Genomic DNA, 19,818 nt, shown 5'->3' on the forward strand with positions numbered 1-19,818 from the left:
ATCAGAAAAGGCTGCCGTGGCAGCCTTTTTTATCCAACGGCCCTGTGCTGAGCCGTCAGGGAACCCTGTCAGCGGGTGCCAAACACCACTATGGTCTTGCCGTGGGCGGAGATCAGCTCCTGCTCTTCGAGCATCTTGAGGATCCGGCCTACGGTTTCGCGGGAGCAGCCAACGATCTGGCCTATCTCCTGACGGGTGATCTTGATCTGCATGCCATCCGGGTGGGTCATGGCATCCGGCTGTTTGGCCAGATTGAGCAGGGTCTGGGCGATCCGGCCGGTGACGTCCAGGAAGGCCAGGTTGCCGACTTTCTGACTGGTGTGCTGCAGTCGAGTCGCCATCTGACCGGAGAGACGCATCAGGATTTCCGGATTGACCTGGATCAGCTGACGGAACTTCTTGTAGGAGATCTCGGCTACTTCACAGGAGCCCTTGGCGCGCACCCAGGCGGAACGCTCCGGATTCTCGCTCTCCTCGAACATGCCCATCTCGCCCAGGAAGTCGCCCTGGTTCAGATAGGAGAGGATCATCTCCTTGCCTTCATCGTCCTTGATCAAGACGGCCACAGTGCCCTTGACGATGTAGTAGAGGGTTTCCGCTTTCTCACCCGCATGGATCAGGGTGCTCTTGGCGGGATACTTATGAATGTGGCAGTGCGACAAGAACCATTCCAGGGTGGGATCGCTTTGCGGTTTGCCAATGACCATGAGAATTCCTCTGTAGTGTCTTTTTATGGACTCGTGCGTCCGGGCAAGCTGCCAACCTTGCCATTCCTTGTATTAGTCGCAGTAGGATAAGAGCCTTTGTCTGTGCTGACAAGGCTTTGAGGGCTTTTGCCAGATCCCCTTGTTGCCTGCTGCGCTATCCCGCCCATTTTAGGGAAGATGGCGGCATCAGATGTTGATTTTGATCTAGTTCGCCTGCAAGTTCGCGAAAATGGCTGACATGTGCCGCTATAGCTCCGTCTGGGGTATGCTATGTCAGTCAGATCTGTCGTCATTAAGAGGAAATGTGAGATGAAAGCCAAGGTCAGCTGGGTGGAAGGCATGAAGTTTGTCGGCGAGAGTGAGTCCGGTCATCAGGTGACCCTGGACGGCGCCAACCCCGGCGAAGGTGCCAGCCCGATGGAGATGATCCTGCTGGCGGTGGGTGGTTGCAGCTCGATCGACGTGGTCTCCATCCTGGAGAAGGCGCGTCAATCCGTGGCCGCTTGCCATGTGGAGCTGGAAGGGCAGCGAGTGGAGTCGGTGCCGCGGGTATTCGAGAAGATCCACCTCAACTTCGTCGTGACCGGCAAGGGGCTGGCGGAGAAACAGGTGGCCCGCGCCGTGGATCTGTCGATGGAAAAGTACTGTTCCGTTTCCCTGATGTTGGAAAAAGCGGTAGAAATTACCCATAGTTATCAAATTCTTGAAGCCTGATAGCCGTGACTCTTCCGATTGAATAACACCATGACATAAGGAAAGTGCAATGAAAAACATGATCGTGTTACTTCCCCTGCTGGGGCTGGCGGCCTGCAGCATGCCGCAACCGACCCAGTACCAGTACAGCCAGTACCAGTGCGGGGAAGAGTTGTTGGCCGTGACCTATGATGCCCAGGCCGACATGGTGCAGTTCCCCTATGCCGGCGTGTATCACAAGCTGGGCCGGGTGGAAGCGGAATCCGGTGCCAAGTATTCCGACGGTGTCACCACCTTCTGGAATCAGGAGAAGCAGGCTCTCCTCACGCAAAAAGGGGTGACCCTGCTGACCTGTCAGCGCAAGTGATCGTCATGGTGTGATCGCAACGGCCTGCTCGCGCAGGCCGTTTTGTTTTATGGGGAAGGGCGTCGTATCAGCGGGTCGGCAGGGCGTTCAGCATCTGGCTGGCCAGTTGCTGGCTCAGCTGGCGGCGTGACGCCTCCGGGATGGCCACGTCGCTGGCGAGGGAGATGGCGCTGCTCCACACCGCCTGCTGGGTGCGCCGGTCGAGCAGCACTATGGCCAGGGTGCCCTTGCGATCGCCGGCCTTGGCCTGCAGCCCGGGCGTCATGCCGAGGCGGGCGAAGATCTCGCCATCGCTCAGATCCTTGCTGCCCGCGACGCCGATGGCGACCCAGACATCGGCCTCGGCGAGAGGCACGCTTTGCCAGCCCTTGCTGCCCAGCTCCTGGTTGACCGCCTGCTGCACCGGCTCCAGCCAGCCCTCAGCACTGTCACCCGCATACTGGAACTGCTCGGCCAGTGCGTAGCGCGGCGTCGCCCCGAACGGCCAGCTGGCCGCCGGTCGCACCACCATGGTGCCCGACTCGACGGTCGGGGCGGCGGGGCCGCTGCTGCAACCGCCCAGCAGGGCGGCCAATACCACAGAGAGAAACGCTAACCGCATCATAAACTCCTTGGCTCAGGTGATCTTGCCGGTTTCGAGCAGTTGCTGGATCAGCGGGCGCAGGATCAGCTCCATCGCGAAGCCCATCTTGCCACCCGGGACCACTATGGTGTTCATCCGTGACATGAAGGCGCCATCTATCATCGACAGCAGGTAGGGGAAGTCCACCTGCTTGATGCCACGAAACCGTATCACCAGCATACTCTCGTCCAGACTCGGGATCACCTTGGCACTGAAGGGGTTCGAGGTATCCACCGTCGGCACCCGCTGGAAGTTGATGTGGGTGCGGGAAAACTGCGGTGTGATGAAGTTGATGTAGTCGTCCATGGAGCGGACGATCGAATCGGTCACCGCCTCGCGTGAGTGACCGCGCTCCGAGGTGTCGCGAATGAGCTTCTGGATCCACTCCAGGTTGACGATGGGTACCACGCCGATGAGAAAGTCCACGTGGCGGGCCACGTTGTGATCCTCGGTGACCACGCCGCCGTGCAGCCCCTCATAGAACAGCAGGTCTGTGTCGGCTGACAGGTTTTGCCAAGGGGTGAAGGTGCCCGGCATCTGGTTGAAGGGCACCGCCTCGTCGAAGCTGTGCAGGTAGCGCCGATACTGGCCGCTGCCGTTCTGGCCGTACTCCTGAAAGAAGCTCTCCAGCAGGCCGAAGTCGTTGGCCTCGGGGCCGAAATAGCTGATGTGGCGCCCCTGTTCGCGCGCCTTGCGGATCGCTACGTCCATTTCCGGTCGGGTGTAGCGATGAAAACTGTCCCCTTCTACCACCGCCGCTTTGTACCCCAGCTGATGAAACATGGAGCGAAAGGCGTTGGTGGAGGTGGAGGTGCCGGCGCCGGACGAACCGGTAACCGCAATGATGGGATGCTTGGCCGACATAGAATTCTCTCTTCCTTGGGAGTTCCGTTATAAAGGCATGTTCCGAGTGCGGTCAAGTGCGCCGCTTGTCGGTACTGTCTTGCAACAGGCAGCCTGGCGTGACACTTGTCACCGGGTACTCAGTGATGAAGGGGGAGCGCAGGGGGAGTCGCGCCACAAAAAAAGGGCTGACGATGCAGCCCTTATTGAGATGGCGCAGGCGCGCCGTCGTTTCGTATAGCCGGGGCTAGCTGGCGCCTTGCTTGCTCGCCGGTTTTATTCCCACCAGCACGGCCCCCAGCAGGATGAAGATCACCCCCACCGCCTTGCCCGGCTCCAGCGATTCGGCAAAGCTCGGTATGCTGACCGCCAGCAGATAGACCAGCGCATAGCTGGTGCTGAGCAGGGGATAGGCGATGTTGAGCGGGGTGGAGTGCAGCGCCGCCAGCCAGCAGAGCAGCGACAGGGCATAGCAGCCCACCCCGGCGAGGATGACCAGCAGCGGCAGCGGGTGGGCTAGCATGACGGCGAGATCCGCCTGCCAGACGGGCAACTGGATCACCCCCCACTTCATGCCGAGCTGGGCCAGGGTCACCAGCAGTATGCTGCCGAGCACATAGAGATACCCCTTGAGCGCGGGCTTCCCCGTCACCTCAGGTGCTTTGCCAACCCCACTCATAGCAAGCCTCCCAGCAAGAGGGCGCCAATGATGATGGCGCCAGCCCCCAGCCAGTTGTGATAGGTGATCTGCTCGTGAAAGAACAGCCGCGAGCCTATCAGCACCAGCACCAGATTGATGCTGAGCATGGGGTAGGCCATGCTCAGCGGCAGCCGCTGCAGCAGGTAGATCCAGAGCAGCATGCCGCTGCCGAGGGCCGCCACGCTGGCGATCAGCCAGGGTGACAACAGCTTCTGCCAGTGGCTGCAGGGCTGACGCTGCCAGCTGATGACCGCCTGCTTTTGCAGCATCTGGCCGCCGCAGGTCAGCAGGCACACCAGCAGGAGCAGCAGTATGTCCATCACTGGGCCCCGTGATAGATCAGCAGGGTCAGCCGATGACTCACGATCGTCTCGTCAGCGGGGGGCACGGGGCCCGTGTTGCCGTCCCGATCCGTCTTCATCAACAGGGCCACCTGACCTTTTTTGCGCGCCTCTGCCAGCAAGGCAGGGAAGTCGGCGCGCGCCACGTAGCGCCCCTTGGCATCCGGGTAGCCCAGACCGTAATGCACCTCTCCCTTGCTGTCGAACAGGGTGATCTCGCTGCGCCGGGTTTCCCAGGCGAGGGAGGACGCCAGCCCCACATCGTTGGCCAGCAGGGTGGTGGACTGCATCAGCACGGCCTGGTTGGCCTCGATGAAGCTCTCCGGCAGCTTGGAGTCGATCAGGGATTGCGGCAGTGCCCAGGGCAGGCCTATGGCCAGCACCATGGGGCAGAGCGCGCTCAGGGTCCAGCGGCGGCTGACATCCTTCAACTGGACGAAACCGAGCAGGGCCCAGCCTGCAAAGATGACCATGGCCACCGCCAGCGTCCCATGATCCTCTTCGCCGTAGACGGCATGGCTGGGGGAGAAGGCCAGCACGGCGAGCACCGCCAGGCAGACGAGGCCGAACAGGCCGTTCAGCCAGGCATTGAGCCGCAATGCCTGCACTTTCCCCTCCTTGAGCTTGTCCATGGCGCTGGCGGCCATCAGCATGGCCAGCGGGGCGAAGCAGGGCAGAATGTAGGTAATCAGCTTGCCCTTGGCGAGGCTGAAAAAGAGGAACGGCAACACCACCCAGGCCAGCAGATAGAGGGTCTCGGGGCTTATCTTGCGATCCTGCCAGCCTTTGCGCAGGGCGCCGGGCAGCAGGGCGAGCCAGGGCAGGGTGCCGAGCAGCCCCATGGGCAGGTAGTACCAGAACGGCGCCTTGTGCTGGGCGTTGTCCGCCGCGAAGCGCTGTATGTGTTCAATCCAGAAGAAGTAGTGCCAGTAGTCGGGTTCGCGCAGGTGCACGGCGATGGCCCAGGGGGCGGTCAGCAGGACCGCGCTTAGTATGGCCAGCGGCCCGAAGCGCACCAGCTCGAGCAGACGGCGCTGATAGAGGACGTAGGGCACTATGACGATGACGGGTACCGCCAGGGCGATGAAGCCCTTGGTGAGAAAGCCCATGCCGCAGGCTAGGCCGAACAGCAGATAGCCGCCGATCCGGCTGCGCAGCGATCCCTCCTTGCGGATGATGTAGAAGCTGACCATGGCCGCGTTGAGCCAGAGGGTGACCATGGCATCGAGCACGCTGTAGGTGCCTATGCCGTAGACGATCAACAGCGACAGATAGATGAGGCTGGCGAGGAAGGCCTTGCGCCGGCACTGCCACAGCTGCAGCGCGAACCAGAAGATCAGCACGGCGCTCAGACCGGTGGCGGCGGCCGAGGCGAAGCGCACGGCGAAGTTGGTGTCACCGAACAGCTGCTGGCTGATGCTGTTGAACCAGTAGCCGGCGATGGGCTTCTCGAAGTAGCGCAAGCCCAGGAAGTGGGGCACGACCCAGTCTCCTGTGCTCACCATCTCCCGGCTTATCTCGGCGTAGCGGTTCTCGTCGGGGCTCCATAGCGGCCGCTGGTCGAGCGGCAGCAGGTAAAAGAAGAGAAAGAACAGGGGCAGGGCCCACTTGGTCAACGTCATGACATCCTCTGTAGCATTGTGTGGTGAGCGCAATGGTTCATCATGCCGCCCTCAGGGGCCCGATGTGCTGCGTCATGGTTCAGCCTGCCACTTTTTCTGGTGGCCTGACTTGTTGTGTCTGGTCTATGCGTCTGCCTTGCAGCCAAGCCAGCCCTCTCGCCCTGGCAGGGTGCCGCGTACCAGCCGCCCGGCGCCCAGCTGACCGGAGTCGGATGGTAACAGATCCCCCAGCGGAACAAAGCGGATGCCGCGCTCCCTGGCTTCGCTCAGCAGGGCATCGAACTGATCCGCCATCACGATCCCTTCCACCTCGGCGTGAATGGTGTAGACGTGAGGCGCCACCTGCGGCGGCGTGCAGAGCCTGCCCAGGATGAAAGCGTTGAACTGCGACGCCGTCACCTCGGGGCCGACCACTTCATCGAAGGTGGGCAGATTGACCGGGATCTGCGGCGTACCGAGCCGCCCGTCCTGCAGCAGGGGCCGAAACAGGCCGCTGCCGCGACAGTCGCTGTTGTAGCGAAAGCCGAAATGTTCCTTGGCCTGGGTGGTGAGCGGGTCTGCCCGCCAGCCGGCGGCGGCGGAGCAGTCCACCTCCCGTCCCAGGATCTGGTTGAGCGCATCCACCCCGAGCCGGGTCTGGCGGATCAGTTCGGCCTCGCCCCAGCGCCCTGTGTTGGCCTGCCAGCCGTGGTGATCCCAGGCGTGCAGCCCCACCTCGTGGCGGGCGCTGTCGGTGTCGCGCATCAGGGAGCCCAGCTGTTTGCCGATGGACTTGCCGGGCCAGGCGGTGCCGGCCAGCAGTATGTCCAGCCCATAGAGGGATGCTGCGTTGGAGCGCAGCATCTTCAGCAAAAAGCGGGGTTTGAGCAGGCGCCACAGGTGGCGCCCCATGTTGTCGGGGCCGACCGAGAAGAAGAAGCTGGCCTTGACCTGATGCTTGTCGAGCAGTTGCAGCAAGCGGGGAACCCCGTCACGGGTCCCCCTGAAGGTATCAACGTCGATCCGCAGACCCACATCAATCATGCTCGACTCCCGTGGTGACCGCCCCTTGCAGGAAGAAGTCCAGGGTCTTGCCTATGGTCTCTTCCATTTCGATGGTCGGTTCCCAGTCGATCAGGCGGCGGGCATTCTTGATGCTCGGACGACGGTGGGAGACATCCTGATAGCCATCGCCGTAGAAGGACTTGCTCTCCACCATCTTGAAGCCGGCAAACGGCGGGAAGTGGTGGCGCAGCGGGTGTGCCTCGAACTTGGTGAGCAGCACCTCGGCCATCTGCTGGATGCTGGCCTCATTGTCCGGGCTGCCGATGTTGATGATCTGGCCATCACAGCGGTTGCCCTTGTTCTCTATGATGCGGAACAGGGCCTCGATGCCGTCCTCTATGTCGGTGAAGCAGCGCTTCTGGGCGCCGCCATCCACCAGCTGGATCGGGGTGCCGTCCACCAGGTTCAGGATCAGCTGGGTGATGGCGCGGGAGCTGCCGATGCGGGCGGAGTCCAGGCTGTCGAGGCGCGGGCCCATCCAGTTGAAGGGACGGAACAGGGTGAAGCTGAGCCCCTCTTTCTTGCCATAGGCCCAGATCACCCGATCCAGCAGCTGCTTGGAGACGGAGTAGATCCATCGCTGCTTGTTGATGGGGCCGACGATGAGGCGGGATTCGTCTTCATCGAAGCTGTGATCGTCGCACATCCCGTACACCTCGGAGGTGGAGGGGAATATGATGCGCTTGTTGTACTTCACGCAGTAGCGAACGATCTTGAGGTTCTCTTCAAAATCGAGCTCGAACACGCGCAGCGGGTTGCGGGTGTACTCGATGGGGGTGGCGATGGCCACCAGCGGCAGGATCACGTCGCACTTCTTGATGTGATACTCGATCCACTCGGTGTGGATGCTGATGTCCCCTTCCACGAAATGGAAGTTGGGGTGGCCGATGAAGCGCTCCAGTGCGCTGGCGCCTATATCCAGCCCATAGACCTCGTAGCGGCCATCCTTGAGCAGGCGCTCGGTCAGGTGGTTGCCGATGAAGCCGTTGACCCCGAGGATCAACACCCGGGTCAGGCGCTCCTTGCGCAGGGCATTGCTGGCCTTGGGGCCGAGCCGCATGCCGGCCACCAGACCCAGCTCACGGGCGAGCTGGGCGCCACGCACATAGAGGCCGCCTTCCGCCTGGCCGGCCACGATTTCCAGCACCCCTTCACCGCAGGCGATGCGCAGCGGATCCTGGCTGAGGATAGTGCCGGGCAGCTTGTCGCTGGTCTGCTCGAGATGATTTGCCTTCCACACCGTCAGCTTGCGATCACCGGCGAAGCTGAAGGCGCCCGGATAGGGCTGGGTGACGGCGCGCACCAGGTTGTAGAGCGCCCGGGCCGGGTTATCCCAGTGCAGCTCGCCATCGGCCGGGGTGCGGCGGCCATAGTAGCTGGCCTTGCTCTCATCCTGCGGGGTGAGCGAGATGTCGCCGGCGCGCAGTTTCGGCAGCTCGGCCTCCAGCAAGGTCCTGGCGGCGAGGCGCACCTTGCCGTGCAGGGTCAGCGCAGTGTCGGCGTCTTTTATCTCGACGGCCTGCTGGGCGACGATGGCGCCGGCATCTGGCCGCGCCGTCATCTGGTGCAGCGTGATGCCGGTTTCGGTCTCGCCGTTGACCAGACACCAGTTGATGGGCGCGCGGCCGCGGTAGGCGGGCAGCAGGGAGCCGTGCAGGTTGAAGGCACCGACGGTCGGAATGTCCAGGATCGCCTGCTTGAGCATGTTGCGATAGTAGAAGGAGAAGAGGGCCTGGGGCGCCAGCTCCTTGATGCGCTCGACCCAGAGCGGATGGTTGACATCCTCGGGGGAGTAGACCGGCAGATCGTGCTCGGCGCAGAGCTGGGCGACCGAGCCGAAGAAGCGGTTCTCGCCGGGATCGTCGGCGTGGGTGAAGACGGCCTGGATCTCGTAGCCTGCCTCGAGCAGGGCCTCGATACCGGTACAACCGATATCGTGATAAGCAAAGACGACAACTTTCATTATTCAGCTTCCTGTTGCGAAGGAGTGGAGGCGGTACGCACGACCTGATGGATGAAGTAGCGGGGACGGGCGCGCACGTCTGTGTACATGCGGCCTATGTATTCCCCCAGCAGCCCCATGCCCAGCAGCTGTACGCCGACGAAGGTGAAGAGAATGGCAAAGAGGGTGAAGACGCCATCGGCGGCCCAGTCTGCGCCCATCACGAAGCGCATCAGGATCAGCAGGATGGAGAAGGTGAAACCTATGCCCGCCACCACGCTGCCGACTATGCTGAGCAGCCGCAGGGGGGTGGTGGTCATGCAGGTGACCAGGTCATACATCAGGTTGATGAGGTGCATCAGGCCGTATTTGGATTCGCCGTGGGCCCGCTCGGCATGACCGACTTCCAGTTCTATGGTGCGGCGGGCGAAGCTGTTGGCCAGGATGGGGATGAAGGTGCTGCGCTCCTGGCAGCAGAGCATGGCGTCTATGATGTGGCGGCGGTAGGCCCGCAGCATGCAGCCGTAGTCGCTCATGTGCACGCCGGTGGCTCTTTGCACCGATTTGTTGATGAGGCGGGAGGCGGTCTTGCGGAACCAGGAGTCCTGGCGGTTGCGACGCACTGTGCCCACCACGTCATAACCCTGCATGGCGGCCTCCACCAGACGGGGGATCTCCTCCGGCGGGTTCTGCAGATCCGCATCCAGGGTGATCACCAGATCCCCCTTGGCGGTCTCGAAGCCGGCCATGATGGCGGCATGTTGACCATAGTTGCGATTGAGCAGCACCCCGACCAGCTTGCTGCCGTCTTTGGCTGCGGCCTCGCTGATGATCTCGGTGGAGCCGTCGTGGCTGCCGTCATCGATGAGGATCACCTCGTAATCCTGGGGCAGGAGTTCGCAGGCGGCCGTGACCCGGCTCAGCAGCACGGGCAGGCTGGCCTCCTCGTTGTAGACGGGGATGATCACCGAAACCAGCTTGATGTCTGTGTTGTTCACGTGTCGTTACTCCAATATGTCGATGAGTGCCGCGACCACACGGTCAACGTCGGCCAGCGTCATGTCCGGGAAGAGTGGCAGGGTGCACAGGCGCGATGAGTTCCACTCGGTATGAGGCAGGCTGAGCGTCGGGTAGCGCTCGCGGTAGTATTTCTGGGTATGGGCGGCCCTAAAGTGCAGCCCTGTGCCTATGCCGCGCTCCTGCAGCGCCTGCATCAGCCGATCCCGATCCAGACCACAGCGCTCGGGGTCGACCCGCACCATGAACAGGTGCCAGGCGTGCAGATGGGAATAGGCGGGCACGGCGAGCGGCATCAGCGGCAGGCCGGCCAGTTTTTCCTGATAGCGGGTCACCAGCTCGGCCCGCCTGGCATTGAGCTCGGGCAGGCGCGCCAGCTGCACCAGGGCGATGGCGGCGTTGATGTCGGCCAGGTTGTACTTGAAGCCCGGGGTGATCACTTCCGCCTGCGGCTTGCGGCCCAGGCTCATGCGATCGAAGGCATCCACCCCCAGCCCGTGAAACTTCAGCATGCGTGCCTTGTCCGCCAGCGCCTTGTCATCGGTCACCAGCATGCCCCCTTCGGCGCAGGTCAGGTTCTTGATGGCATGGAAGGAGAAGATGGCGGTGCCGGTGGCGCCAATCCAGCGCTCCCGGTAGCGGGTGCCGACCGCGTGGGCCGCATCTTCGATGACGGGGATGCCGTGCTGGCGTGCCAGGTCGAGGATAGGGTCCAGATCGACGGGGGCACCGGCGTAGTGGACCGGTATGATGGCCCGGGTCTTGGACGTGATGAGCGGCGCTATCAGTTCGGCGCTGGTCATCAATGTGTCCCTGTCCACGTCGACGAAGACGGGCTCGGCGCCGAGCAGGGTGATGATGTTGATGGTGGAGACCCAGGTCTGGGAGGGGGTGATCACCTCATCCCCCGGGCCTATCCCCAGCGCCATCAGGGTGACGTGCATGCCGGCGGTGGCAGAGCAGAGTGCGACCGCCTGCTGGCAGCCGAATGTGTCACAGAATTGCTGCTCCAGCTCGTGATTCTTCTGGCCCGTGGTGATCCAGCCCGATTTCAGCACCTCACAGACAGCACTTATCTCGGCATCGCCGATGGCGGGCCTCGAAAATGGCAGAAAATCTTGCATAAGCGATCCAACGATGAATATTAATCAGTGCCCAGCAGGCGGGGCAGCCCTAAAAATGATGCTCAACATATCGTATATAAAAGCGGGCCTGCAATGGGCCAGAAACAGCTGGTAACAATTAACTCATGCTGTCATCTTAATTAGTGTGGTAAATATTTATAACCCCCAGATTCTTGTTTTTCCAAATTACATCATCCCTGACATTTTGGTTGTATCAATATGAATATTACTGTATTTGGAAGTGGCTACGTGGGCTTGGTCCAGGCCACAGTACTGGCCGATGTCGGCCACCAGGTTATCTGTGTCGATGTCGATGAACAGAAGGTGGCAGCCCTGATGGATGGCCAGGTGCCCATCTATGAACCCGGGCTGGAAGCCCTGCTGCAGCGCAATATCAAGAGCGGTGCCCTGGTGTTTACCACGAATGCCGTGCAGGCCGTCAAACACGGCGAGGTGCAATTTCTGGCGGTCGGTACGCCGCCGGGGGAAGATGGTTCCGCCGACCTCAGTCATGTGCTGACGGTGGCCGAAACCATAGCCCTGCATCGCGATACCCCAGTCGTCATAGTCAACAAGTCGACCGTGCCGGTGGGCACAGCCGACAAGGTGACGGACAGGGTGCATGCCATCTTGCAGCAGCGGGATGTTTCCTTTGCCTTCGATGTGGTTTCCAACCCCGAGTTTCTGAAGGAGGGCTCCGCCATCCAGGATTGCCTGCGGCCGGATCGCATCGTGGTGGGCACCGCCAACGAGGCCTCCCGCCAGCTGATGCGCGAGCTTTACGAGCCGTTCAACCGCAACCATGACCGCATTCTGTTCATGGATGTGCGCAGCGCCGAGCTGACCAAGTACGCCGCCAACTGCATGCTGGCTACCAAAATCAGCTTCATCAACGAGATGGCCGGATTGGCCGAGCGGGTCGGCGCCGACATCGAGATGGTGCGCCAGGGCATAGGCTCGGATCAGCGTATCGGCTATCAGTTCATCTACCCTGGTTGTGGCTATGGTGGCTCCTGTTTTCCCAAGGATGTCAAAGCCTTGCTGGCAACGGCCCAGGAGCTGCAATACGACACGCCGCTGATCCGGGCGGTGGAACGGGTCAATGAGCAGCAAAAATCGCGGCTTTTTCAGCTGCTGTCAGAGTTCTTCCGATCCGAAGGGGAGACCCTGTCCGGCAAGACAATCGCCCTGTGGGGGCTGGCGTTCAAGCCCAATACCGATGACATGCGCGAGGCGCCGAGCCGGGCCCTGATGGAGGCGCTCTGGCAAGCCGGGGCGACCGTGCAGGCCTATGATCCCGAGGCCATGCAGGAGGCCCAGCACCTCTATGGCAACTGTGACAAGCTGCGGCTGATGGGCACCAAGGAGGCCGCCCTGTTCGGTGCGGATGCCCTGGTGATCTGCACCGAGTGGAACCACTTTAAGGCCCCCAACTTCGTCGCCATCAAGCAGGCGCTGACATGGCCGCTGATCGTGGATGGTCGCAACCTGTTTGATCCGGGCCGCATGAAGGAGCATGGTTTTCATTACTACGGCATTGGTCGCGGCGAGTCGGTAACGAAATAAGGGATGGGCGCGCCGACATGAGCGCCCGCCATTACATCGCACACCTGTGATTTGCCTATCATCAGGACTCTGCTTGCCATCGATTGAAAATATGGGGGCTGGTGGTGCCGGGCCAGCCATAGATGGACATGAACCTTGTGTTGATATGGGGGAATTGTCTTGTCATATTGCGGCAATATTGTGATGAGATTCTCTTTTTCTTAATTATATTTCCGCTATGGACTTTCCCGCCCAGTCGGGAAGCATGAACACTCATTTATATCAGCGTGAACGACATCTATTTTTATTTGGTGTGATCAAGGCCGGCTCTCTATTCATTCAAAATAGAACCGAGATCGCTGAATAACTTCCGCCGCCCAGGCACATATTTTGCCCCAAATGGCCCTCCGATGATTCGGCGGGCCATTTTTATATCTGGAAAATGCGCGGCTCCTGGGCGGGAACTGTCGGGTTCGTGGTGCCATCCTGCGGGTCGTGCTGGCAAGACCCAGATTGGGATGGAAATGGCAGGGCTATTCCGGTATATCGTCCACCGGTGCGCTGCTGAGGGTGGCCTTTGACACTATGTTCACGCTCTCGTGCAGCTCGCTGTAGACGATCACGGCCAGGCCTTGTTGCAACTGTTGTCTGACATCGTCGACCTTGTCAGCCAGACTGACATCATGCTCACCGTACTCGGTGCCTTCCCGCAGTACGAAGTGCTCGAGCAGGCTGTTGAGGGTATCGGAGTCCAAGTCTTGCCAGGGGATAATCATGGGTTCATCTTCAGTTACCAGAGAGTGGATATTGTCTATCTGTTGCCAGCAAGCGCAAGGGATTTATGGGGCTGTCAGCGGGTGTGCACATGCTGTCTGATGAACAACGCCGCCTCTCCACCCACTTAGATCAGCACCTGTGCGAGTCACGCCGCCTGGCCCTGAGCAAGGGGTTGCACTGGTTCTGGGCCGTCAACCAGCTGGCGATCCTGTTCCTGCTTGCCCGCTTCTATGTCTATCGCGATGCCCATCTGGTGATCGCCCGGGTGCTGCCCTGGAGTTACGAGGTGCAGGTTATCCTGATGACCCTGGTCTGCCTGCTGTTTCCGCTGTTCTGGCGCTGGCTGTCCCATCAACCCCTGACCGTCTGGCCGCCCTGTCTGCGGGCTGGCGCCCTGCTGTGGGGGATAGCCTGGGCGCTGCTCGGCTACGCCATCGCCCTGATCGAGCTGAGGGGAGGTTTCAGTCTGGCCTTCGATCTCATCAGCCTGCTGCTGATGACGGCGCTGGTGGCCCTCTATTGCGAGGTGAGGCTGTTTTACTGTTTCAGTGTGCCTCCCCTGCTTTTCTTGTTGCTGGAGGCCTTGTTCGTCAAGGTTCCTTTCCCTGCGGTGCACTGGCTGGCGGTAGGCTGTCTCATCATCATGCTGGAGACGGGGCGCCGCATGCTGAACGGCTGGTTCGTGCTGGCTGTGTCTCGCGAGCATGAGAACCTGGCGCTGGCCCGTCAGCTCGATGGCATGGCCAAGCAGGATCCCCTGACCGGCTTGGCCAACCGGCGTCACTTTGCCAAGGTCAGCGAGCAGATCCTGGCCGAGGCGCAGCAGCGGCATGGCGAGTTTGCCATCCTGCTGCTGGATGTGGATTTCTTCAAACGTTTCAACGACCACTACGGTCATCTGCAGGGGGACAACTGCCTGATCGCGGTCGCCGATTGCCTGCGGGAGGCGGTGCGGCAGCCGGCCGATGTGGTGGCTCGCTATGGCGGGGAGGAGTTCGTGATCCTGCTGCCCGGCGCCGACGACGGGATCGCCGGACAGATTGCCGGGCGAATCGCCGCGGCCCTGGCCGTGCGCGCCATTCCCCATGCCCTGTCGGAGGTCTCTCCCTGCGTGACTGTGAGTCAGGGCATAGCCCTGTGGCAGGGGCAGGAGTCGGTCGCCGACATGCTGGTGCGGGCCGACGAGGCGCTTTATCGGGTCAAGGAGACGGGGCGCAACGGCTACCTGCTCGCCCCCTGAGTCTGCTCCTTCACCCACTGGCTGATACGCTCCTCCAGCCAGAAGCGGGGGCGCCAGGGCGTGCCGTGCAGGAAGCCCACATGGCCGCCCCGTCGGCTCAACTCGTAACGCACCATGGGTGAGAGCTGCTCCGGCCGCGGGATCACGGCCTCTGTCATGAAGGGATCGTCGGCGGCATGGATCACCAGGGTGGGAATGGGGATGCGGGCCAGCAGCCCCAGGCCGGAGCAGCGCTGGTAGTAGTGGTCGGCGCTGGCAAAGCCGTGCAGCGGCGCCGTGACCTGCTCGTCGAAGTCGCGCAGGGTGGCAATCTGTTGCACCTGCTGTGGCTGCCAGCGTTTGCCAGCCTCGGCCTGGTGCCGGATCTTGCTTTGCAGGTTGTCGCGCATGGTGCGCAGCAGATAGCTCTGATACACCCGGGAGAAGCCCTGATTGACCCGATCGGCGCAGCTGTCCAGCCGCAGCGGTGCGGAGATCACCACGGCCGCCTGCAGCTCACGGGGGCAGGCCCGCGCCAGCAGATTGACCAGCATGTTGCCCCCCAGCGAATAACCGATGGCGATCAGTGGCTTGCCAGGAAAGCGCCGGCCCAGTTCGGCGATCAGCGCCTGTGCATCCTCGATGGCGCCGGAGTGATAAGCCTGCAGCAGGCGGTTCGGCTCGCCGCTGCAGCCACGAAAATGCATCAGCACGGCCTCGTCCCCCTGTCGTTGCAGATGGGCGAACAACCCCTTGGCATAGTGGGAGTGGATGCTCCCCTCCAGCCCGTGAAACAGCACCATCAGTGGCCGCGCGTTCTGGCTGATGTCGCCGCTCCAGGCAAGATCGACGAAATCCCCGTCCGCCAGCTCGAAGCGCTCGGCCACGAAGCGGGCCGGTGCCCGTCGCAGCCACTTTGGCAATATGGTTTGCAGATGGGGATTGCGCGCCCACCAGGGGGCGTGGAAGTGACTCTCTATGAGCATGATGGGGTCCGAAACAGGCATCAGGGCAGTCAAAAAGTGCGGCGAGAAGGGGGCTTCTCGCCGGCTTGTCAGGCCAGCAGGCTGTCGTGGTGCTCGGCACCGCGCAGCATGGCCTGGATCAGTTCGTTGGCCTCAAACTTGGTCAGCGCCTCGTGGGCGCCCACCTGGTGGGCCCGCTCCACGCTGATCTCGCTGGAGAGCGAGGTGTGCAATATGATGTAGGCCCCCGCCAGCGTCGCGTCGCTCTGTACCTCGAAGGCCAGCTCGTAGCCGTCGAGTCCCGGCATCTCGATATCGCTCACCAGGATATCTATGGGGGTCTTCTGGCTGGCGCGAGCCTGCATCAGGGCCAGCGCATCCTTGCCGTTGGTGCACACCTCGTAGGGGATATTGATGTAGTCCAGCGCTGCCATCAGCTGGCGGCGGGCGACGGAGGAGTCGTCCACCAGCAGGATCCGCATCGGCTTGATCCGCTCACGCTGCACGTCGGTCAGCACAGGGTAGAGGTGGCTGGGATCGTCCGGGTAGACCCGCGACAGTATCAGCTCCACGTCCAGCAGCTGGATCAGCTGGTCGTTGACCCGGGTCACCCCGGTCACGAACACGTTATGGCCGAGCGCGGCGGGCGGGGATTCGATGTCGCGCCAGTTGCACTCGGTGATCTTGTCGATGCCGCGCACCAGAAAGCCCACCAGTGTACGGCGGCAGTCGGTGATGATGATGAAGCAGTTCGGCATCTCCTCCTTGCTGATCGGGCGATAGCCCACCGCCATGGCCATGTCGATCACCGGAATGGTGGTGCCCCGCATGCTGGCGGCGCCCAGCACGGTCGGGTGCGAGTGCGGCATGGCCGTGAGCTGGGTGTAAGGCACTATCTCCTTCACCTTGAGGGTGCCGATGGCGAAGGATTGTTTGGCCGAGAGATGAAACAGCAACATGCCCTGGGATTGGTTGGCTTTGCTTTTCATGGCAGATGTCCTGTGAGTCAAAACGGTATCAGTCAATTCAGGCCCCTAGCATAAAGGATTATAGGAGAAATGACCCTCTCGTTATTAGCGGCCGTTTGCCGCAAAACTGGACTCATTTCCCCCATTTTTTCGCCTGGCCAGTCCGGTTTTCGGCCGCCGGGTCAGGCGGGCTGCTGTTCATCCAGGCTGGCGCCAAGCCAGCGTTGACAGGCCTGGGCGAGGGCCTCTTCGTCCCGGTAGCCGAGCTTGCTCACCACCTGTGCCCGCTTGCTGCCGCTCTTGAGCAGGCGCACCGCCTGCAGCAACTGCCACTGGGCGCTCAGGGCATCGGCCGCGAGGCCAGGATCCGTGATCCCGCGCTGGGAGAGGCAGGCCTGCCAGGCGGCGTCACTGCCTGCTTGCTGGCCGATCAATGCGCGCCAGGCGCCTTGCAGCAGCTGATCCGCGTGTTGCGACAGGGGGCAGGCCTGCAACTCGTCGAGCATCACCTGCAGGCGATGACCATAGGCCCCTTGCCAGTCGCGGGGGCGCTGCCACTGGGCCAGGCTGTCGAACAGGGCATCCAGCAGCGGGGTCGGTTGCAACCAGCCCGCCTGGGCTGGCTGGGCAACCCGCAGGGAGCAGGTCAGCAGATCATGGTGGCAGCCCGCCAGCGGACTGAAGGCGGCGAGGGCATCGGCGCAGAGCCAGAAGCTGTTGCCTGCCGTCAGCAGCAATTCATGCTGGCCGAGTCGCAGCAGTGCCGCGCCCCGGGTTATCCGCAGCAACTGGCCCACCGGCGTGCGTTTGCGGCCGCCGACTTGCAGGTACGGAGAGGAAAAATGCTGGCATTCGATGGCGTGATGCATGTAAAAACCCTGATATGATGCTGCCTGGAGGTAACAAGAATGGAAACCAGACGTAAAAAACGCTTCATTGCCGGTGCGGTTTGTCCGGCGTGCGGCAAAATGGACACCATGATGCTGTATATGGAGCATGGAGTCGAGAAGGTGACCTGTGTCGACTGCGGTGATACCCAGGTGCAGACCCAGGCCGAGGTGGACAAGGTGACCCGGGAGACGGAACAGGTGATAGGCGTGTTTCGTCCCGAATGAGCCAGGCCGAGGTGGACAAGGCGACCCGGGAGACCAAACAGGTGATAGGTGTGTTTCGTCCCGAATGAGGGTCCAGCCGCAATACCCGGGAGTGAGGTGTGGATCAGGCCCATGCCGCTTCACATTGATGACTTTTTCATCACGACTGAGCCGGGCCTGCCATATGCTTGGCCGCCTTTTTGAGGTATTCTGGGCCCGTTTTTTTCTATCCGCAGGATCCCTGACATGAAAGTAGCTCCCCTGAGCGTGGTTACGCTGGAATACACAGTCACCGACGAACACGGTGAAGTCATCGACACCACTGTCGGTAAAGAGCCTCTGGTGTATCTGCACGGTACCCGTTATCTGGTCTCCGGCCTCGAAGCCGAGCTGGAAGGCCGTAGCGTGGGCGAGGCGTTCGACGTCACGCTGGCACCGACCCAGGCCTATGGCGAATACGACGAAAGCCTGGTGCAAGAAGTACCTGGCGAGCTGTTTGACGGCATGGAAGTGTCTGAAGGGGATACTTTTGTGGCCGAGACTGACGATGGCCACCGCCCGGTGACCGTCATCGAAGTGTCCGAAGCGTTCGTCAAGGTGGATGGCAACCATCCGCTGGCTGGCGTGACCCTGGGCTTCAAGGTCGAGATCAAGGACGTGCGTGCCGCCACGGCCGAAGAGCTGGCTCACGGCCACGTTCACGGTGCCGGTGGTTGCGGTCACGATCATGGTCATGACCACGACCACGGTCACGACCATGAGCACGGCGGTTGCTGCGGCGGTGGCCATGGCCACGATCACGGTCATGACCACGGCGACGAGCAGGGTCATGGCGGTTGCTGCGGTGGCGGCGGCTGCGGTGGCAAGGGTCACCAGCACTGATCTGTGCCCTGGGCATAGCCCGATAAAAAAACCCGCGCCTGGCGCGGGTTTTTTTATGGCCGGGTGGCGAGGCCGCGTTGCGGCTCAGTAGTGCGGGGGCGGCGTCTCTTCGGCCATGCTGGCGATCTGGCTCGGCTGCACGCTCTGCAGCTTGTCCACCAGCAGCTGGATCTGATGCTTGAGTCGATCCAGCTCGCGGCCCTGGGTGGTGACCTCGTCGTTGAGCTGCTCCACCGTGTATTCGGCGAAGGCGAGGCGGCTTTCCAGGGTTTCGAGGCGATCGTTAAGTTGCTGACTCATGGGCCTTTGGGTCCTTACTTGATAGTCCAGATTTCGGCCAGGCCACTGGAGCTGGCGCTGACAAGGTGGCTATTGTCGCGCAAAGCCACGCCGTAGACCACTGCGCTCGGTGGTTTCACTCTGGGATGGGGCGAGACGCGCCAGCTTTGCAGCAGGCTGCCATCGCTCACCCGCCACAGGGAGAGCTGACGGGAGGGGGCGCCCGTGATGAGCCAGTTGCCGTCGTTGGCAAAGCGCGCCGTGGTGTAGACCTCGAAGCGGTGATCAAATTGCAGCCGACTCACCTCCTTGCCGGTTTTCAGATCCCAGATGCTGGCCTGGCGGCTGTCGGCGGTGAAGGCGAAACGGCCCTGGGGATCCAGCCTCGCCATCACCACCCGGCCGGCGTGGTTGAATCGCCACACCACCTGGCCGGAACGGGTATCCCAAAGGTAGGCGCTGTAGTCGTTGCCGCCGGTGAGGGCGTAGCGGCCATTGGCGGAGAGATCCACCGTATTGACCTGCTCGGTGTGACCGAGGAACTGCAGCCTGCGGCCGGTGCGGGTATCGACCAGCTCCGCCTTGCCATCTTCGCGGCCGATCAGCACCTGACGGCCATCGGCCGACAGGGCTATGTCCCTCAGCCTGGATTCAGGAAGCGAGTAGTAGCCTTGGGATTGACCATCTTGCAGACGCCAGATGGCGAAGGTATCCAGGGTGGCGGTCACGGCATGGCTGTTGTCTGCCGAGAAGCGGGTGATGATGACGAAGTTGTCCTGATTGTCGGACTGGCGCCAGCGCCAGCGCTCCTTGCCCTGTTCCAGGTCCCACACCACTGTGCCCTGGCTCAGGCTGGAGACGATGGCCTGCTTGCCGTCGCTGGCGAGATCGGCGCTCAGCAGTCCCTGATTGGCGAGGGTGACTTGCCGGTCCGGCAGTGAGCTCTGTTCGCAACCTGTCAGTATCAGGCAAATACCGATGAGATAAATGGCACTTTTTATCATTTTTCCTGTCTCATGCTTTCGTTACCTGCGATCACGGCGTTAGTATAAGGCGCTTATCACGAT

The 19,818-nt window shown here is 61.8% G+C and carries 22 protein-coding genes; 6 read left to right on the top strand and 16 right to left on the bottom strand.

The window, feature by feature from the left end:
- Positions 1 to 68: 68 nt before the first annotated feature.
- The gene (crp, locus tag BN1118_RS04060; protein ID WP_042870085.1) at positions 69 to 707 is read right to left on the bottom strand and encodes a cAMP-activated global transcriptional regulator CRP; all 639 of its coding nucleotides are present in this window, start codon (positions 705 to 707) and stop codon (positions 69 to 71) included.
- Positions 708 to 1,016: 309 nt separating this feature from the next.
- Here crp and BN1118_RS04065 point away from each other — a divergent pair, with 309 nt between their 5' ends.
- Positions 1,017 to 1,421, top strand: coding sequence for an OsmC family protein (locus BN1118_RS04065; protein ID WP_043554674.1), 405 nt, complete (start codon positions 1,017 to 1,019; stop codon positions 1,419 to 1,421).
- 49 nt (positions 1,422 to 1,470) lie between these two features.
- The gene (locus BN1118_RS04070; protein ID WP_042870087.1) at positions 1,471 to 1,767 is read left to right on the top strand and encodes an MliC family protein; all 297 of its coding nucleotides are present in this window, start codon (positions 1,471 to 1,473) and stop codon (positions 1,765 to 1,767) included.
- A gap of 67 nt (positions 1,768 to 1,834) precedes the next feature.
- On the opposite strand, the gene BN1118_RS04075 is transcribed toward BN1118_RS04070, so the two are convergent.
- The 9 genes from BN1118_RS04075 to arnB all read right to left on the bottom strand — a co-directional run bounded on the left by BN1118_RS04075 (position 1,835) and on the right by arnB (position 11,022).
- Positions 1,835 to 2,368, bottom strand: coding sequence for a DUF4136 domain-containing protein (locus BN1118_RS04075; protein WP_043135095.1), 534 nt, complete (start codon positions 2,366 to 2,368; stop codon positions 1,835 to 1,837).
- A 15-nt stretch (positions 2,369 to 2,383) separates the two neighbouring features.
- Positions 2,384 to 3,253, bottom strand: coding sequence for a phosphoribulokinase (locus tag BN1118_RS04080; protein ID WP_042870090.1), 870 nt, complete (start codon positions 3,251 to 3,253; stop codon positions 2,384 to 2,386).
- 226 nt (positions 3,254 to 3,479) lie between these two features.
- Complete coding sequence (gene arnF / locus BN1118_RS04085) at positions 3,480 to 3,911, bottom strand: 4-amino-4-deoxy-L-arabinose-phosphoundecaprenol flippase subunit ArnF (RefSeq protein WP_052449154.1); 432 nt, start codon at positions 3,909 to 3,911, stop codon at positions 3,480 to 3,482.
- Positions 3,908 to 4,252, bottom strand: a complete 345-nt coding sequence (locus BN1118_RS04090; RefSeq protein ID WP_043135091.1) for an EamA family transporter — start codon at positions 4,250 to 4,252, stop codon at positions 3,908 to 3,910. Before BN1118_RS04090 ends, arnF begins: the two co-directional genes overlap by 4 nt.
- The gene (arnT, locus tag BN1118_RS04095; protein ID WP_043554675.1) at positions 4,252 to 5,895 is read right to left on the bottom strand and encodes a lipid IV(A) 4-amino-4-deoxy-L-arabinosyltransferase; all 1,644 of its coding nucleotides are present in this window, start codon (positions 5,893 to 5,895) and stop codon (positions 4,252 to 4,254) included. The genes BN1118_RS04090 and arnT overlap by 1 nt, the downstream gene beginning before the upstream one ends.
- 123 nt (positions 5,896 to 6,018) lie before the next feature.
- A complete protein-coding gene (gene arnD / locus BN1118_RS04100) occupies positions 6,019 to 6,918 on the bottom strand; it encodes a 4-deoxy-4-formamido-L-arabinose-phosphoundecaprenol deformylase (protein ID WP_043554676.1) in 900 nt (299 codons plus the stop codon).
- Positions 6,911 to 8,902 carry a bifunctional UDP-4-amino-4-deoxy-L-arabinose formyltransferase/UDP-glucuronic acid oxidase ArnA gene (gene arnA, locus BN1118_RS04105; protein ID WP_043554677.1) on the bottom strand — a complete coding sequence of 664 codons (1,992 nt, stop codon included), beginning with the start codon at positions 8,900 to 8,902 and terminating at the stop codon, positions 6,911 to 6,913. Before arnA ends, arnD begins: the two co-directional genes overlap by 8 nt.
- Positions 8,902 to 9,879: an undecaprenyl-phosphate 4-deoxy-4-formamido-L-arabinose transferase gene (gene arnC / locus BN1118_RS04110; RefSeq protein ID WP_043135086.1), complete on the bottom strand. Its 978-nt coding sequence runs from the start codon at positions 9,877 to 9,879 to the stop codon at positions 8,902 to 8,904. Before arnC ends, arnA begins: the two co-directional genes overlap by 1 nt.
- A gap of 6 nt (positions 9,880 to 9,885) precedes the next feature.
- Entirely contained in the window at positions 9,886 to 11,022 is a 1,137-nt protein-coding gene (gene arnB, locus BN1118_RS04115) for a UDP-4-amino-4-deoxy-L-arabinose aminotransferase (RefSeq protein WP_043554678.1), read from the bottom strand.
- Between the two features lie 219 nt (positions 11,023 to 11,241).
- Between arnB and BN1118_RS04120 the strand changes: the two genes are divergently transcribed.
- Positions 11,242 to 12,588 carry a UDP-glucose dehydrogenase family protein gene (locus tag BN1118_RS04120; RefSeq protein WP_043554679.1) on the top strand — a complete coding sequence of 449 codons (1,347 nt, stop codon included), beginning with the start codon at positions 11,242 to 11,244 and terminating at the stop codon, positions 12,586 to 12,588.
- A 512-nt stretch (positions 12,589 to 13,100) separates the two neighbouring features.
- On the opposite strand, the gene BN1118_RS04125 is transcribed toward BN1118_RS04120, so the two are convergent.
- Positions 13,101 to 13,343: a YheU family protein gene (locus BN1118_RS04125; protein WP_042870108.1), complete on the bottom strand. Its 243-nt coding sequence runs from the start codon at positions 13,341 to 13,343 to the stop codon at positions 13,101 to 13,103.
- Positions 13,344 to 13,432: 89 nt separating this feature from the next.
- Here BN1118_RS04125 and BN1118_RS04130 point away from each other — a divergent pair, with 89 nt between their 5' ends.
- A complete protein-coding gene (locus tag BN1118_RS04130; protein ID WP_043554680.1) occupies positions 13,433 to 14,584 on the top strand; it encodes a sensor domain-containing diguanylate cyclase in 1,152 nt (383 codons plus the stop codon).
- Here the strand turns inward: BN1118_RS04130 and BN1118_RS04135 are convergent.
- The 3 genes from BN1118_RS04135 to BN1118_RS04145 all read right to left on the bottom strand — a co-directional run bounded on the left by BN1118_RS04135 (position 14,566) and on the right by BN1118_RS04145 (position 17,365).
- The gene (locus BN1118_RS04135; protein WP_043554681.1) at positions 14,566 to 15,549 is read right to left on the bottom strand and encodes a hydrolase; all 984 of its coding nucleotides are present in this window, start codon (positions 15,547 to 15,549) and stop codon (positions 14,566 to 14,568) included. The genes BN1118_RS04130 and BN1118_RS04135 overlap by 19 nt on opposite strands.
- 68 nt (positions 15,550 to 15,617) lie before the next feature.
- Entirely contained in the window at positions 15,618 to 16,517 is a 900-nt protein-coding gene (locus BN1118_RS04140) for a chemotaxis protein (RefSeq protein WP_042870112.1), read from the bottom strand.
- Between the two features lie 161 nt (positions 16,518 to 16,678).
- On the bottom strand, positions 16,679 to 17,365 hold the full coding sequence (locus tag BN1118_RS04145; RefSeq protein ID WP_043554682.1) for a hypothetical protein: 687 nt from the start codon (positions 17,363 to 17,365) through the stop codon (positions 16,679 to 16,681).
- 39 nt (positions 17,366 to 17,404) lie between these two features.
- On the opposite strand from BN1118_RS04145, the gene BN1118_RS04150 reads away from it, so the two are divergent.
- Both BN1118_RS04150 and BN1118_RS04155 read left to right on the top strand, forming a co-directional pair.
- Positions 17,405 to 17,611, top strand: a complete 207-nt coding sequence (locus tag BN1118_RS04150; RefSeq protein WP_042035019.1) for a YheV family putative zinc ribbon protein — start codon at positions 17,405 to 17,407, stop codon at positions 17,609 to 17,611.
- A 225-nt stretch (positions 17,612 to 17,836) separates the two neighbouring features.
- Entirely contained in the window at positions 17,837 to 18,472 is a 636-nt protein-coding gene (locus BN1118_RS04155; RefSeq protein ID WP_043554683.1) for an FKBP-type peptidyl-prolyl cis-trans isomerase, read from the top strand.
- A gap of 84 nt (positions 18,473 to 18,556) precedes the next feature.
- Here BN1118_RS04155 and BN1118_RS04160 read toward each other — a convergent pair whose 3' ends face one another.
- Together BN1118_RS04160 and BN1118_RS04165 are read right to left on the bottom strand one after the other, a co-directional pair.
- Positions 18,557 to 18,772 carry a SlyX family protein gene (locus BN1118_RS04160; RefSeq protein WP_011704936.1) on the bottom strand — a complete coding sequence of 72 codons (216 nt, stop codon included), beginning with the start codon at positions 18,770 to 18,772 and terminating at the stop codon, positions 18,557 to 18,559.
- Positions 18,773 to 18,786: 14 nt separating this feature from the next.
- Positions 18,787 to 19,755, bottom strand: a complete 969-nt coding sequence (locus BN1118_RS04165; RefSeq protein ID WP_043135080.1) for a WD40 repeat domain-containing protein — start codon at positions 19,753 to 19,755, stop codon at positions 18,787 to 18,789.
- Positions 19,756 to 19,818: the final 63 nt, after the last annotated feature.

Source organism: Aeromonas bestiarum (assembly GCF_000819745.1).
Lineage (GTDB): Bacteria > Pseudomonadota > Gammaproteobacteria > Enterobacterales > Aeromonadaceae > Aeromonas > Aeromonas bestiarum.

Coding starts and splice junctions, on each gene's coding strand:
- crp (WP_042870085.1), bottom strand. CDS start 707: ATGGTCATTGGCAAACCGCAAAGCGATCCCACCCTGGAATGGTTCTTG.
- BN1118_RS04065 (WP_043554674.1), top strand. CDS start 1,017: ATGAAAGCCAAGGTCAGCTGGGTGGAAGGCATGAAGTTTGTCGGCGAG.
- BN1118_RS04070 (WP_042870087.1), top strand. CDS start 1,471: ATGAAAAACATGATCGTGTTACTTCCCCTGCTGGGGCTGGCGGCCTGC.
- BN1118_RS04075 (WP_043135095.1), bottom strand. CDS start 2,368: ATGCGGTTAGCGTTTCTCTCTGTGGTATTGGCCGCCCTGCTGGGCGGT.
- BN1118_RS04080 (WP_042870090.1), bottom strand. CDS start 3,253: ATGTCGGCCAAGCATCCCATCATTGCGGTTACCGGTTCGTCCGGCGCC.
- arnF (WP_052449154.1), bottom strand. CDS start 3,911: ATGAGTGGGGTTGGCAAAGCACCTGAGGTGACGGGGAAGCCCGCGCTC.
- BN1118_RS04090 (WP_043135091.1), bottom strand. CDS start 4,252: ATGGACATACTGCTGCTCCTGCTGGTGTGCCTGCTGACCTGCGGCGGC.
- arnT (WP_043554675.1), bottom strand. CDS start 5,895: ATGACGTTGACCAAGTGGGCCCTGCCCCTGTTCTTTCTCTTCTTTTAC.
- arnD (WP_043554676.1), bottom strand. CDS start 6,918: ATGATTGATGTGGGTCTGCGGATCGACGTTGATACCTTCAGGGGGACC.
- arnA (WP_043554677.1), bottom strand. CDS start 8,902: ATGAAAGTTGTCGTCTTTGCTTATCACGATATCGGTTGTACCGGTATC.
- arnB (WP_043554678.1), bottom strand. CDS start 11,022: ATGCAAGATTTTCTGCCATTTTCGAGGCCCGCCATCGGCGATGCCGAG.
- BN1118_RS04120 (WP_043554679.1), top strand. CDS start 11,242: ATGAATATTACTGTATTTGGAAGTGGCTACGTGGGCTTGGTCCAGGCC.
- BN1118_RS04125 (WP_042870108.1), bottom strand. CDS start 13,343: ATGATTATCCCCTGGCAAGACTTGGACTCCGATACCCTCAACAGCCTG.
- BN1118_RS04130 (WP_043554680.1), top strand. CDS start 13,433: ATGCTGTCTGATGAACAACGCCGCCTCTCCACCCACTTAGATCAGCAC.
- BN1118_RS04135 (WP_043554681.1), bottom strand. CDS start 15,549: ATGCTCATAGAGAGTCACTTCCACGCCCCCTGGTGGGCGCGCAATCCC.
- BN1118_RS04140 (WP_042870112.1), bottom strand. CDS start 16,517: ATGAAAAGCAAAGCCAACCAATCCCAGGGCATGTTGCTGTTTCATCTC.
- BN1118_RS04145 (WP_043554682.1), bottom strand. CDS start 17,365: ATGCATCACGCCATCGAATGCCAGCATTTTTCCTCTCCGTACCTGCAA.
- BN1118_RS04150 (WP_042035019.1), top strand. CDS start 17,405: ATGGAAACCAGACGTAAAAAACGCTTCATTGCCGGTGCGGTTTGTCCG.
- BN1118_RS04155 (WP_043554683.1), top strand. CDS start 17,837: ATGAAAGTAGCTCCCCTGAGCGTGGTTACGCTGGAATACACAGTCACC.
- BN1118_RS04160 (WP_011704936.1), bottom strand. CDS start 18,772: ATGAGTCAGCAACTTAACGATCGCCTCGAAACCCTGGAAAGCCGCCTC.
- BN1118_RS04165 (WP_043135080.1), bottom strand. CDS start 19,755: ATGATAAAAAGTGCCATTTATCTCATCGGTATTTGCCTGATACTGACA.